10 protein-coding genes are annotated in these 13,768 nt (G+C 69.4%); all 10 read left to right on the top strand.

Annotated elements, in window-relative coordinates; genetic code table 11:
* Positions 1–32: 32 nt before the first annotated feature.
* Positions 33–1,025 (top strand): 16S rRNA (cytosine(1402)-N(4))-methyltransferase RsmH, encoded by a 993-nt coding sequence (rsmH, locus tag CW348_RS02890; RefSeq protein ID WP_011291549.1) that lies wholly within the window; start codon positions 33–35, stop codon positions 1,023–1,025.
* A gap of 74 nt (positions 1,026–1,099) precedes the next feature.
* Positions 1,100–1,519, top strand: coding sequence for a hypothetical protein (locus CW348_RS02885; RefSeq protein WP_011291550.1), 420 nt, complete (start codon positions 1,100–1,102; stop codon positions 1,517–1,519).
* Positions 1,520–1,581: 62 nt separating this feature from the next.
* A complete protein-coding gene (locus tag CW348_RS02880) occupies positions 1,582–3,543 on the top strand; it encodes a penicillin-binding protein 2 (protein WP_287462705.1) in 1,962 nt (653 codons plus the stop codon).
* A gap of 242 nt (positions 3,544–3,785) precedes the next feature.
* A complete protein-coding gene (locus CW348_RS02875) occupies positions 3,786–5,390 on the top strand; it encodes a UDP-N-acetylmuramoyl-L-alanyl-D-glutamate--2,6-diaminopimelate ligase (RefSeq protein WP_016188487.1) in 1,605 nt (534 codons plus the stop codon).
* Between the two features lie 354 nt (positions 5,391–5,744).
* Positions 5,745–7,157 carry a UDP-N-acetylmuramoyl-tripeptide--D-alanyl-D-alanine ligase gene (gene murF / locus CW348_RS02870; protein ID WP_011291553.1) on the top strand — a complete coding sequence of 471 codons (1,413 nt, stop codon included), beginning with the start codon at positions 5,745–5,747 and terminating at the stop codon, positions 7,155–7,157.
* The gene (gene mraY / locus CW348_RS02865; RefSeq protein ID WP_011291554.1) at positions 7,154–8,209 is read left to right on the top strand and encodes a phospho-N-acetylmuramoyl-pentapeptide-transferase; all 1,056 of its coding nucleotides are present in this window, start codon (positions 7,154–7,156) and stop codon (positions 8,207–8,209) included. Before murF ends, mraY begins: the two co-directional genes overlap by 4 nt.
* Positions 8,210–8,212: 3 nt before the next feature.
* The gene (gene murD, locus CW348_RS02860; RefSeq protein ID WP_041427854.1) at positions 8,213–9,625 is read left to right on the top strand and encodes a UDP-N-acetylmuramoyl-L-alanine--D-glutamate ligase; all 1,413 of its coding nucleotides are present in this window, start codon (positions 8,213–8,215) and stop codon (positions 9,623–9,625) included.
* Between the two features lie 199 nt (positions 9,626–9,824).
* A complete protein-coding gene (ftsW, locus tag CW348_RS02855) occupies positions 9,825–11,201 on the top strand; it encodes a putative lipid II flippase FtsW (protein WP_011291556.1) in 1,377 nt (458 codons plus the stop codon).
* Positions 11,198–12,337: an undecaprenyldiphospho-muramoylpentapeptide beta-N-acetylglucosaminyltransferase gene (gene murG, locus CW348_RS02850; protein ID WP_011291557.1), complete on the top strand. Its 1,140-nt coding sequence runs from the start codon at positions 11,198–11,200 to the stop codon at positions 12,335–12,337. Before ftsW ends, murG begins: the two co-directional genes overlap by 4 nt.
* Complete coding sequence (gene murC / locus CW348_RS02845) at positions 12,334–13,752, top strand: UDP-N-acetylmuramate--L-alanine ligase (protein ID WP_104612573.1); 1,419 nt, start codon at positions 12,334–12,336, stop codon at positions 13,750–13,752. The genes murG and murC overlap by 4 nt, the downstream gene beginning before the upstream one ends.
* The last annotated feature ends 16 nt before the right edge of the window (positions 13,753–13,768 follow it).

The following is a 13,768-nucleotide window of genomic DNA, read 5'->3' as shown; positions in this document are numbered from 1 at the left end:
ACGGGGGAGGCGACGACAGGGGGGAGACGTCAGTGACAGGCGACGCGCCGCAGAGCGCACCACAGCACCGCGGCAGCCCCGCCCCAGCGCACGTACCGGTCATGCTGGAGCGGGTGGTGGAACTTCTCGCGCCGGCTCTCCAGCAGCCCGGCGCGATTGCTGTGGACGGCACCCTCGGCCTCGGCGGGCACGCCGAGGCACTGCTCCGTGCCCACCCTGGCCTCCGCCTGGTGGGTGTGGACCGCGACACCACCGCACTGGAACGCGCCCGGCAGCGGCTCGCCCCCTACGCGGACCGCATCGACCTGGTGCACGCCGTCTACTCCGACATCCCCCGCATCCTGGACGAGCTCGGGATCGACCGGGTCCACGGACTCCTGTTCGACCTGGGCGTGTCCTCCCCCCAACTCGACGAAGCCGAACGGGGCTTCGCCTACTCCTATGACGCGCCGCTCGACATGCGCATGGACCGCACCCAGGAGCGCACCGCGGCCGACATCGTCAACACCTATCCCGCAAGCGAACTCACCCGGATCTTCCGCGTCTACGGCGAGGAGCGGTTCGCCGCCCGGATCGCCCAGGCCATCGTGCGGCAGCGCGCCAAAGAACCGGTGCGCACCACCGGGGTGCTCGCGGACCTGGTCCGCTCCGCCATCCCCGCGGCAGCCCGCCGCAGCGGAGGCCACCCCGCGAAACGCGCTTTCCAAGCGCTGCGGATCGAAGTCAACTCCGAACTCTCCATCCTGGAACGCGCCCTTCCCGCGGCACTCTCCCGTCTCGCTGTAGCCGGACGCATCGTGGTGCTGTCCTACCACTCCCTCGAAGACCGCATCACCAAGCGGGTCCTCACCGAGCTGAGCACCGACAGCACCCCGCCCGGACTTCCCGTGCCCCTCCCGGACCGGCAGCCGGAACTGCGCCTCCTCACCCGGGGAGCCGAACTCCCCACCGAACAGGAGACTGCCGCCAACCCCCGCGCAGCGTCGGCCCGGCTGCGGGCCGCGGAGCGGACACGGGAGCCGTGACCACCGGCCCGCCAGGGCCCGCACACGGGCTTCCCACGGGAAGCCACACCCACGATGGCGTCCGGGAGAACACAGTGGAGACCAAGACCGTAGAGCGCACGAAGACTGCACAGAGCACGTCCCGCACGGCCCGGCCGCGGCCGCGCGCCGGACACCCCGCGGCGGCCCGGAGCGGGCCGCGCACCCGCCCGTCCGCGCCCCGCCTGCCGTTCGTGCTCCTTGTCCTCGGCCTGCTCGGCGGGGCGATGATCACCCTGCTGATGCTGCACGCTGTGCTGGCCGAAGACACCTTCGAGATCGCCACCCTGCAACGGGAGAACCGGGAACTCAGCCAGCAGGAGCAGACCCTGCGCGAACAGGTCATGCGGGCAGAATCGCCTGAGGCGATCGCTAAAGCAGCCGAGGAAATGGGGATGTACCCCGGCGAGGAGCCCCAGTTCCTCGACCTCGACAGCGGCCAGATCACCGAAAACCCACGCAGCACCGGCGAGTGATCAGGCACGGACTGGACCGCACCACTGTGGCAGGCCACTGAGCAGGGGGGAACAGTACACCGGTGAGCACACCGCGCGACCGCAGTCCCAAAGATCCGCGCCGGCCGGCAGCGGCAGCACGCAGCCGGCACGGGCACCGACCGCGTTCCGCGCAGCCTGCACGGCGCTCTCCCCGGCCGAGCGCCGAGGCGGCGCGGCGACGCGCTGTGCCGCGCAACCGCACCGGCGCCTCGGCGGGGCGCCGGCCGCCCCCCGCCCCGAGCATCCGCTCCCCGCTGCGCCGCCGGTTCCGCCGCGGCGCGATCCAGCCGCGCATCCGGGTCATGGGCGCCATCCTCGGCACCGTGCTGCTCCTTTTCGCGGCCCGGCTGGTGCAGATCCAAGGCTTCAACGCCGACGACTACGCCGAGGCGGCCGCCAACCTGCGTCTCACCACCATCGAAATCCCCACCGTGCGCGGCGATATCACCGACATGGCGGGGCGGCCCTTCGCCATGTCCGTGGAGGTCCGCACCGTCTTCCTCGACCCGGCTGAAGTACGCGACGACCAGCGCGAAGAGATCGTCCAGGAACTGTCCCGCCGCTTCGACCTGCCTCCCGAGGAGATCGTCGCCAAGCTCAACGCCCGCGTCGACGGCCGCCCGTCCCGTTACGAGGTCGTGCAGCGCGGCGTGCCGATCGAAGAATGGAAGGAGATCCGCGAACTCGGCTTCCACGGCGTCTCCGCGGAACGCGACTACAAGCGCGTCTACCCGGAAGAGACCGGCGCCGCCAACCTCGTCGGCTTCGTGGGCCTCGACGGCCACGGCCTGGAAGGACTGGAAGCCGTCCTGGACTCCACACTCGCCGGGGAGGCCGGCCAGCAACAGGTGGAGGTGGGCAGCGACGGCACCCAGATTCCCATGGCGGGCGGCCTCATCCGGGAGCCGGTCCCGGGCCGCACCGTCCGGCTCACCCTCGACCTGGACCTGCAGTGGTACGCCCAGCAGGCGTTGAACAGGCGCGTGGAGGAGCTCGACGCGGAAGCAGGCTCCGTGGTGGTGATGACCCGCGACGGCCAGATCAGAGCGATGGCCAACTACCCCACCTACGATCCGAACAACTTCTCCGCGGTCAGCGCCGAACAGCGCCGCAACGGCGCTGTGGCGGACGCGTTCGAACCGGGCAGCACCGCCAAAGTCATCACCGTGGCCGCGGCCCTCGAAGAAGGACTGGTGACCCCGGACACCGTCTTCACCGTGCCCAGCTCGATCCGCCGCTACGACCAGGTGTTCCGGGACGCCAACCCGCACCCAACCCAGCGGCTCACCGTCAACGGGATCATGGCCACCTCCAGCAACGTGGGGGCCATCCAGATCGGTGAAAAGGTGGGTGCCGAGAAAATGTACGAGTACCTGCGGCGTTTCGGTGTCGGCCAGCCCACCGGGCTGGACCTTCCCGGGGAGAACACGGGCATCCTCACCGCGCCGGAGCACTGGTCCGGCACTGACCTGCCGTCGGTCTCCTTCGGCCACAGCGTGTCGGTCAACGCCGTGCAACTGGCCAGCGTGTACGCCACGATCGCCAACGACGGGGTCCGCGTGGCCCCCACACTCATCGCGGGCATGGAGGACGCCGACGGCGAATTCGAAGCCGCACCCGACCCGGAAAGCGAACGGGTGATCAGCGCGGACACCGCTGCCGACCTCCGGTTGATGCTGGAAGCCGTCACCGAGGAGACGGGCACCGCCCCCCAAGCCCGCGTCGAGGGCTACCGGGTCGGCGGCAAAACCGGCACCGCCAACCGGATCAACCCGGAAACCGGCAAATACCAGGGCGGCGGCTACGTCAGCTCCTTTGTGGGTTTCGCCCCCGCCGACGACCCCGAACTCGTGGTCTCCGTGGTCCTGCACAGCCCGAAAGGCGAGTACTACGGGGGTGAGGCGGCGACCCCGGTCTTCACCGACGTGATGTCGTTCGCGCTCAAAACCGCGCGCATCCCCCCGACCCAGACCGAGCGTCCCCCGCTGCGTCTCATGGAGTGATCCACGCCCGGCCTCCTACGAAACAGGACACACCGGCCGGAGACGCTTGCCACACCACCGCGCGGTACCCGATGCTGTCGGGCATCCGCACGATACGAGGTCAACGGCCCAATCCCGGCTCTACCCGCACGTTGCGCCGCGGCGGGCCCGGAAGCCGGGGGCGGTACCGGTGCGCCCCGGCTCCTGCGCGACGTTGACCTCCACTAGCGGTGAACCGATAACCTCACGAGGTGTCACCCGTAATGCGACCCGAACACGTCCAGCCACGTCTGCTCTCCGAACTCGTCCCACTGCTCGGACCGGACGCCTTCGTTACTTGTGTCGACCCCGCGGAGCCGCCCCTGGGCACCGCGCCCACCCCTGCCGCTACTGACCTCGAACAGGCCAGCAGCGTGGACTCGGTGGTGGTGACCGGTGTCACCCACGACTCCCGCGCGGTACGCCCCGGGGACCTGTACGTGGCCGTCCAAGGGCAGCGTGTCCACGGCGCTAAATTCGCCGCCCAGGCAGCCCGCGCCGGCGCGGCGGCTGTGCTCACCGACCCCGCTGGATACGACCGCGCCGCCGCCACCCGGCTGCCCGTCATCACCGTGCCCGACCCCCGCTCCCGGCTCGGGGACGTGGCCGCCTGGATCTACGGCCATCCGGCTCGGGAACTGCTGCTCATCGGCACCACCGGAACCAGCGGCAAGACCACGGTCAGCTACCTGGTGGAATCCGGGCTGCGCGAGGCAGGAATGCGCACCGGTCTGGTCGGCACCGTGGAGATCCGGGTCGACGACGAGCGCATCGACTCTTCCCTGACCACCCCGGAGGCCACCGAACTGCACGGCCTGTTCGCCCTCATGCGGGAGCGCGACGTGGCCGGCGCCGCCATGGAAGTCTCCAGCCACGCCCTGGCCCTGGGCCGGGTGGCCGGAGTGCGCTACGACGTCGCCGTGTTCACCAACCTCTCCCAGGACCACTTGGACTTCCACGCCGACCTGCACGACTACTTCGAAACCAAAGCGCGGCTGTTCACTCCCGAATTCGCCAAAGTCGCCGTGGTCAACCGGGACGACTCCTTCGGGCGGACCCTCATCGACCGGATCACCGAACAGGGCGCGATCCCCGTCACCACGTTCTCCGCCACCGGCGACACGGCAGCGGACTGGTATGCCACCGACGTCGTGCTCGAAGCGGGCGGCAGCCGGTTCCGGGTGGTCGGCCCCGGAGGCATGGCCATGGACGCTTCCGTGCGGCTGCCGGGCCCGTTCAACGTCGCCAACGCCATGGCCGCGATCGTCGCCCTCATCGAAGCGGGAGTGCCGCTCCCCACCGCGGTGGCAGGCGTGGCCGCGGCCCGCGGCGTGCCGGGCCGCATGGAACGGGTCGACGAAGGACAGGACTTCACCGCCATCGTCGACTATTCGCACAAACCCGGGGCGATTGAGGCGGTTCTCACATCGCTGCGCCCCATCACCGAAGGGCGCCTCACCATCGTCGTGGGCTGCGGCGGCGACCGCGACCGGGGGAAACGCCCGCTCATGGGCGAGGCAGCGGCCCGCCTGGCCGACGCGGTCATCCTCACCGACGACAACCCGCGCAGCGAAGACCCGGTCACCATTATCACCAGCATGCTTGAAGGCGTGGCGAAAGTGCCTGTCGCGCAGCGCGCCCGCATCACCGTGGAACCGGACCGGCGGACCGCGATCGAACTGGCCGTGGCCCGTGCCCAGCCCGGAGACGTCGTGGTCGTGGCCGGCAAAGGGCACGAACGCGGCCAGCACGTGGGGGACCGCATCCTCCCCTTCGACGACCGGGACGTGCTCCGCGAAGCGATCCGCGCCCGACTCGACACCGACTGACCTGCGCAGACCCCGCAAGGGAATGACGCCGGCGCGGGTGGGGACTCCGCGTGAGGGCCCGCAGCCCGCTGTCGTTCGCCACGCGCGGACGGCGTGTCGGACACTTCCCCACCCTGCCGGTTTTTTCGGCGTTAAGGTTCAAAACGGATCTCACTCATGCCACATTCGGGTCTGAGCGCAACCCGGGTGGGCGATCTTGTTCTAAGGTTAGGTGCGGCAATTCTCAGCCCGGCACCGTGGCGTCCGCATGCCGCTTTCGCGGCTTTTGGGCAGCATCCCCATTTCTCGCACGCTGTTCACTGGCAATCACGACGCTTCCAGCGTGGTGGACCGGGCCCGACATGAGGAGTGGATTTGATCGCGCTGACGCTCGATCGGATCGCCAAGATCACCCGATCACGACTACGCGGATCGGCGCAGCCCACGGACACTGTCGACGGCCCGGTGGTCATCGACTCGCGGGAGGCCGCTCCTGGTTCGCTGTTCGTTGCCTTGCGAGGCAGCCGTGTCGACGGCCACGACTTCGCTGAGGCCGCGGTCAGAGCCGGAGCGACAGCCGTTCTGTGCTCCCGCCCCGTGGACGCGCCCCATCTGCTCGTCGACGGCGGCGACGACGCGGTAGTAGCGGCACTGGCGAAGCTGGCGCGCGCGGTCGTAGCGGAACTCCCCGACGCGGACATCATCGGCGTCACCGGGTCGTCGGGGAAGACCACGACAAAAGACCTGCTCGCTCAGACGCTGCAGCGGATCGGCCCCACCGTCGCGCCCCCGGGATCGTTCAACAACGAAATCGGTCATCCGCTCACCGTGTTGCGGGCGGACCAGACCACCCGTTTCATCGCGTTGGAGGTCGCCGCGCGCGGCGTGGGACACATCGCGCACCTGTGCCAGATCGCGCCGCCACGCATCGGAGTCGTGCTCAATGTCGGCAGCGCCCACATGGGCGAGTTCGGCAGCCGGGACACCATCGCCCAGGCCAAAGGCGAACTCGTGGAAGCGCTTCCCGCGGCCGCGCAAGGAGGGGTCGCCGTCCTCAACGCCGACGACGACGCCGTCATCGGCATGGCCTCGCGCACCGCAGCGCGAGTCGTGAGCTACGGCCTGGCCCCCGACGCCGACGTGCGGGCTGAAGGCATCGCCCTAGACGAACGCGGGCGTCCTCGCTTCACCCTCGCCATCGGCGAGGACACCGCCCCCGTGAGTCTGCGGCTCGTCGGCACCCACCAAGTGCACAACGCCCTGGCCGTCGCCGCAGTCCTCCGCGAACTCGGCGAACCGGTCACCGCTATCGCCGCGGCACTGAGCGAAGCCGGACCGGTGAGCCGCTGGCGCATGGAGGTCACCGAGCGGCCTGACGGCGTAACCATCGTCAACGACGCCTACAACGCCAACCCCGAATCCATGAGTGCGGCACTGCGCACCCTGGCGACGCTGGCCTCCGGCCGCCGCGCTTTCGCGGTCCTCGGCCACATGGCCGAACTCGGCTCCGCGCACCGGACCGAACACGAACGGATCGGACGGCTGGTGACCGAAAGCGGAGTGGACGTCCTCATCACCGTCGGAGAGCAGGCCGCGAGCATCGCGGACGGCGCCGCCTCCGTTGCCGACTGGAAAGGGGAGACCGTCACGGTCGCCGACGTGACCGAGGCGGTCGCGGTGCTCAAAGAGCGTCTCAGACCCAAGGACATCGTCATGTTGAAGGGATCACGAGTGGCTGGGCTGGAGCAGGTAGCCGAGCAGCTGATCGATGTGGAGGCGGCTGAATGACCGGCATCATCGCAGCTGCGGGGATCTCCCTGCTGGTCTCCTTCCTCCTCCTGCCCCCTCTGATCAGGATCCTCTACCGGTTCAAGTTTGGACAAGAGATCCGCGACGACGGTCCGCAAGGCCACAAGACCAAGCAGGGCACGCCCACCATGGGCGGTATCGCCATCATCTTCGGCACGGTCGTCGGCTACTTCGGCGCGCACGCGGTCACCATGACACCGCCGACCGTCTCCGGCGTGCTGGTGATCCTCCTGTTCGTCGGGCTGGGCTGCGTAGGATTCCTCGACGACTTCATCAAGATCTACAAGCGCCGCAGCCTGGGCCTGCGCAGCGGTGCGAAAATGCTCGGCCAGATCATCGTGGGCGTAGGGTTCGCCATCGGCGTCACCATGTTCCCCAACTCCTACACCTACACGCCGGGCTCCACCCACCTGTCCCTGCTGCGCGACTTCGGTCCCCCCATGGCCGTGTGGCTGTTCGTGATCTGGGCGCTGCTGCTGATCGTGGCCACCTCCAACGCGGTGAACCTCACCGACGGCCTCGACGGCCTGGCCACCGGAGCGACCATCCTCTCCCTCGTCGCCTACGTCATCATCGGCAACTGGCAGCTCCGCCAGAGCTGCATCAACGCCCTGGAGCCCAACTGCTACACGGTGCGCGACCCCCTCGACCTGGCCGTGGTCGCCGCAGCCGCGCTCGGCGGGTGCATCGCCTTCCTCTGGTTCAACGCACCCCCCGCCAAGATCTTCATGGGCGACACCGGCTCGCTCGCGCTCGGCGGCCTGCTCGTGGGACTGGCCATCACCACCCGCACCCAGCTGCTGCTGCTGGTCATCGGAGGTCTGTTCGTCCTCATCACCGCCTCGGTGATCATCCAGGTCGGCTCCTTCCGCCTCACCGGGAAACGGGTGTTCCGCATGGCGCCCCTCCAGCACCACTTCGAGCTGAAAGGGTGGGCCGAAACCACGATCGTGATCCGGTTCTGGATCATTCAAGGGCTGTTCGTCGCCGCAGCGATGGCCTTGTTCTACCTGGAATGGATGCCTCGATAAGCGATGAGTGACACCGCGATGGAGCTGAGGGGACGCCGGGTCTGCGTCACAGGACTGGGGGTCTCCGGACCCCCTGTCGCCCGAGCACTGCTGAAACACGGGGCGCACGTCACCGTCGTGGAAGGCCGCGACGACGACGTGAACCGGGAACGCGCCCGCACCCTGCGGGAACTCGGCGCCACCGTGGAACTCGGTGAGCCCACCACACTCCCCGCGGGAACCGACCTCGTCGTCACCTCACCCGGCTGGCGGCCCGACGCGCCCGTCCTGGTCGCGGCGGCCGACGCCGGGGTCGAGGTGATCGGCGACGTCGAACTGGCCTGGCGGCTCCGCCCCGCCGGCCAGGTCTGGCTGGCCGTCACCGGCACCAACGGCAAGACCACCACGGTGCGCATGCTCGAAGCGATGCTGCGGGCCGACGGGCGGCGCGCCCTCGCCGTCGGCAACGTGGGCACCCCCGTCATCGACGCGGCGCTCGCCGACGGCCCCGACCGCTGGGACATCCTCGCCGTGGAACTCTCCAGCTTCCAACTCCACTGGTCCGCCACCGTGCAGCCGCACGCGGCCGCGATCATCAACCTCGCCCCCGACCACTTGGACTGGCACGGAGGCATGGAACCCTACGCGGCCGCCAAGGCCAAGGTCTACGGCGCCGGCACCATCCGCATCGTCAACGCCGCCGACCCTGCGCTGCGCGAGCTCGCCGAAACCCACGGCGACCCCGCTGCACCGCTCGTCGGATTCAGCCTGGACGTGCCGCGCGCCGGAGAACTCGGACTCGTCGAGGACCTGCTCGTCGACCGCGCTTTCGTCGCCAACCCGCGCACCGAGGCCACCGAACTCGCCACCCTGGCCGACGTCACCCCCCGCGCACCGCACAACGTGGCGAACGCGCTGGCCGCCGCCGCACTCGCCCGGTCGATCGGCGTCGCCCCGGAGGCGGTGCGCACCGGACTGCGGAACTTCCAGCCCGAACCGCACCGCATCGCCCACGTGGCCACCATCGACGGGGTCGACTACGTCGACGACTCCAAAGCGACGAACGCGCACGCCGCCGCCGCTTCGCTGGCCGCCTACCCCTCGGTGGTGTGGATCGCCGGCGGCCTCCTCAAAGGCGCCGACGTCACCGGCCTGGTGCGGCAGGCCGCGAGCCGGCTGCGCGGCGTCGTCCTGCTCGGCGCCGACCGGCACCAGTTGCGGGAAGCGCTCGACACGCACGCCCCCCACGTGCCTGTCGTGGACGTGGCCCGCACCGACGAAGGCGCCATGGCTGAAGTGGTGGCCGCCGCGGCCCGGCTCGCCCAGAAAGGCGACACCGTGCTCCTCGCCCCCGCAGCAGCCTCCATGGACATGTTCACCAACTACATCGAACGGGGTGAAGCGTTCGCCCGAGAAGTCCGTGCACTCGCCGGCTGAACCCTCAACCGCCACCGGCCCCGCCGAAAACCCGTGAACTTTTTGGCGGGCCGGTGCGTCTGCGAAGACATGGAGTCAGAAAAAACCCCAACACGCCGGTTATGTGCATGTCCTCGGCCCTGCTAACCGCCAAACTGGTGCAGCACGGTGCATCACGCACCCCATGGAGTGCTCAGGCGGCGTGGGAGGGAGGAGGGACATGGCGGCCACCACACCGGTTTCCTCGGCTACGGGGGGAAGAGGCGCCGGCGCGCGCAGAAGAACGCGGAACGCGAAGACGGACGGCGCCGTGCTCAGCCGGGTCAAGGAGTTCACCCGGCTGCTGGACCGTCCCCTGACCTCCTACTACCTGCTGGTCGGCAGCAGCGTCCTGCTCATCGTGCTCGGCCTGGTCATGGTGCTGTCCTCCTCCATGGTCGACTCCTACACCGAGACCGGCTCCGCGTTCTCCCTCTTCTTGAAGCAGGCGGTTGCCGCGCTCATCGGCATCCCGCTGATGCTGCTGGCCTCCCGGCTGCCTCCGCGGACTCTGCGGCTGCTCGGCGGACCGCTGCTCCTGGTGTCCATCGTGCTCCTGGTGATCACCACGTTCCGCGGAGTCGAATACTACGGGGCCACCCGCTGGCTCAACATCGGCGGGATCACCGTGCAGGCGTCCGAACCAGCCAAGCTCGCCTTCGCGCTGTGGGGAGCGAACCTGCTGGCCCGCAAAGAAGAACTCCGGGAACTGACCGAATGGCGGCACCTGCTGGTCCCGCTGCTGCCCGTCTGCGGAATCCTGGTGCTGCTCGTCCTCATGGGCAGCGACCTGGGCACCTCGTTCGTGCTGATGGCTGTCCTCGTGGCGCTGCTGTGGATCATCGGCGCCCCCGGCCGCCTGTTCTTCGGAGTGGTCGGCCTCGTCGGACTCCTGGTCGCCATCATGATCGCGGTCGAACCCTACCGGCTGAAACGCCTCACCGCCTTCCTCAACCCGGAAGCCGACCCGTTCAACAGCGGCTACCAGTTGCTGCACGGCCTGTACGCGCTGGGCACCGGCGGCCTCCTGGGCGTCGGTATCGGGGCGAGCCGAGAGAAGTGGGGCCACCTGCCCCACCCGGAGAGCGACTTCATCTTCGCCATCATCGGCGAAGAGTTCGGCCTGCTCGGTACGCTGCTGGTGATCGGGCTTTTCGGGGTTCTCGGCTACTCGGGGCTGCGGGTCGCGGCCCGGACCACCGACCCGTTCGTCCGACTGTCCGCGGTGGCGATCACCACGTGGATCTGTGTGCAGGCGATGGTCAACATCGGCACGGTCATCGGGGTGCTCCCGGTGACGGGCATCCCGCTACCCTTCGTTTCAGCCGGGGGATCGTCACTCATCCCCACAATGTTGGGCATGGGGGTCCTACTGGCGCTAGCCCGGAACGAGCCCGCCGCACGCAGCGCACTCAGTGCTCGAGGCCCTACATACCCCCAAAGGGCTCTAAGCTGGCTTGGCCTGGGTAACAGCGCGGGCCGCACAGCCCCAGGCGCTGACCGGGCTCCTAAGACACGCCCGACGCAGGTTCAAGCGAGGAGGAATCGGCGACGATGAGGGTAGTCCTCGCCGGCGGCGGCACGGCCGGACATGTGGAACCCGCACTGGCACTGGCCGATGCGCTACGGCGGATCAACCCTGACACCCAGGTGCTGTGCCTGGGTACGAAGCGAGGACTGGAGCAGCGGCTCGTCCCCATGCGGGGCTACGAACTGGCGGAGATCCCCGCTGTCCCGCTGCCCCGGAAGCTCACCCCCCAGTTGCTTTCCGTCCCCGGCAGGCTGGCCAACGCGATCAGCACCGCAGCCAAGCACCTGGACCGTGTCCAGGCCGACATCCTGGTCGGTTTCGGCGGCTACGTGGCCACCCCGGGATACTTGGCTGCACGCAGTCGCCGCATCCCGATTGTGGTCCACGAAGCCAACCCGCTGCCCGGCCTGGCCAACCGGCTCGGCGCCCGGCTCACCCCCCACGTGTTCACCGGGCATCCGCACACGGAGATCCGCAACGGCCGCTACATCGGCATCCCCCTGCGGACCCGGATCTCCAACCTGGACCGGCTCGCTGTGGGCGACAAAGCCCGCTCCAAGTTCGGGCTCCGCCCCGACCTGCCGACCCTGCTGATCTTCGGCGGCTCCCAGGGGGCCCAGGCCATCAACCAGGCCGCTTTCGACAGCGCCGAAGACTTCTACCAGGCAGGCATCCAGGTGCTGCACGTGGTCGGCCCCAAGAACGCGGACGGCCCCGAAGACCGCACTCGGGGCGGCGTGCCCTACGTGGTGGTGCCCTACGTCGACGAGATGGAGCTCGCGTACGCAGCGGCCGACATCGCCATGTGCCGCTCGGGGGCGCTCACCTGTGCGGAACTGACCGCGGTGGGCCTGCCCGCCGTGTTCGTCCCGCTCGCGATCGGTAACGGGGAGCAGCGGCTCAACGCTGAACCGATCGTGCAGGCGGGCGGCGGCCTCATGGTCGCCAACTCGGAGCTGAGCCGCGACTGGATCAGAGAGCACCTCATCCCGCTGCTCACAGACACTGATCGAATCGTGGCCATGTCGGAGGCCGCGGCGCGGCTGGGACGCCGGGACGCCGACATGGCGCTGGCCCGCGAGGTCATCGCGATCGCCCGCGGGGAACGGCCGACTCCAGAGATGCCCATCGACTATTCGGAGGAATCGGGGGACACCCGATGAGCCTGGTCGAACCGACCGAACCGGTCGAAGTCGACAAGCTGGGCCGCGTCCACTTCATCGGCATGGGGGGCGCGGGCATGTCCGGAATCGCGCGCGTGCTGCTGCAGCGCGGCGTGGAAGTGTCCGGCAGTGACGCACGGGACAGCGCCCTGCTCCGGGAACTGGAGGAGCTCGGCGCGACCGTCCACGTCGGCCACGCCGCCGAGCACGTGGGGGACGCCGACACGGTCGTCGTCTCCTCCGCGATCCGCGACACCAACCCGGAGCTCGTGGAAGCACGCGCCCGCAACCTGCGCATCCTGCCGCGCGCCGCGGCCCTCGGCACACTGCTGCTGGGCCGCTACGGGGTCGCCGTCGCGGGAACCCACGGCAAGACCACCACCACGTCCATGATCACCGTGGTGTTGCAGCACCTGGGGGCCATGCCCGGGTATGTCATCGGCGGGCAGCTGGTCACCACCGGGCTCGGCGCTGATGCGGGCGCGGACGACATCATCGTGGTGGAGGCCGACGAAAGCGACGGCTCCTTCCTCATGCTTTCGCCCCGCGTCGCCGTGATCACCAACGTCGAAGCCGACCACTTGGACAACTACGGCGACCTGGAAGAGATCCACGACAAGTTCGCCGCATTCATCGGCCGCGTGTCCGAAACCGTGGTGGTAGGGGTGGACGACCCGGGGGCGCGCCGGGTCGCCGAGGTCGCCCGCCAGCGGGGGCTGAAAGTCCTCACCTACGGCGAAGCCGACACGGCCGACTACCGGGTCCGCGACATCACCGTGGACGGGTTCACCACGATGTTCACCATCGACCCGCCCACCGGGGACCCGGTGCACTGCACCCTTCCCCTGCCCGGCCGGCACAACACGCTCAACGCCGCTGCCGCTGTCGCTGTCGCCGACACCATCGGCTACGACCCTGAAGTCGCGGTGGAAGGACTCGCCGAATTCGCGGGGGCGGCCCGCCGCTTCGAATTCAAGGGCGAAGCGAACGGGGTGAGCGTCTACGACAGCTACGCCCACCACCCCACCGAGATCGCCGCCGATTTGGACGCCGCACGCGCCGCACTCGACTCGCAGGCCGCCAAGGGCGGGAAGGCCGGCCGGATCGTGGTGCTGTTCCAGCCCCACTTGTACAGCCGGACCCGCATCTTCGCCGAAGAGTTCGCTGCCGCGCTCACCAAGGCGGACGAGGTCGTCGTCCTCGGGATCTACGCTGCCCGCGAAGACCCCGAGCCGGGGGTCACCGCCGAGCTAATCACCGAGCGCATCGGCCACGACCGGGTCTACTACCGTCCCGACCGCGACGCCGCGGTCGAATGCGTGGTGTCGGTGGCGCAGCCAGGCGACATCGTGCTGACCATGGGCGCCGGGGACGTGACGGAGCTCGGCCCGCGCATCGTCGAAGCCCTCGGATAAGCCGGGCCCGGCGCGG

The sequence above is a fragment of the Thermobifida sp. genome (genome assembly GCF_017577275.1).
Taxonomy (GTDB): domain Bacteria; phylum Actinomycetota; class Actinomycetes; order Streptosporangiales; family Streptosporangiaceae; genus Thermobifida; species Thermobifida fusca.
Note: the sequence above shows the minus strand (reverse complement) of the source record. Positions and strands in the feature narration are given on the sequence as shown.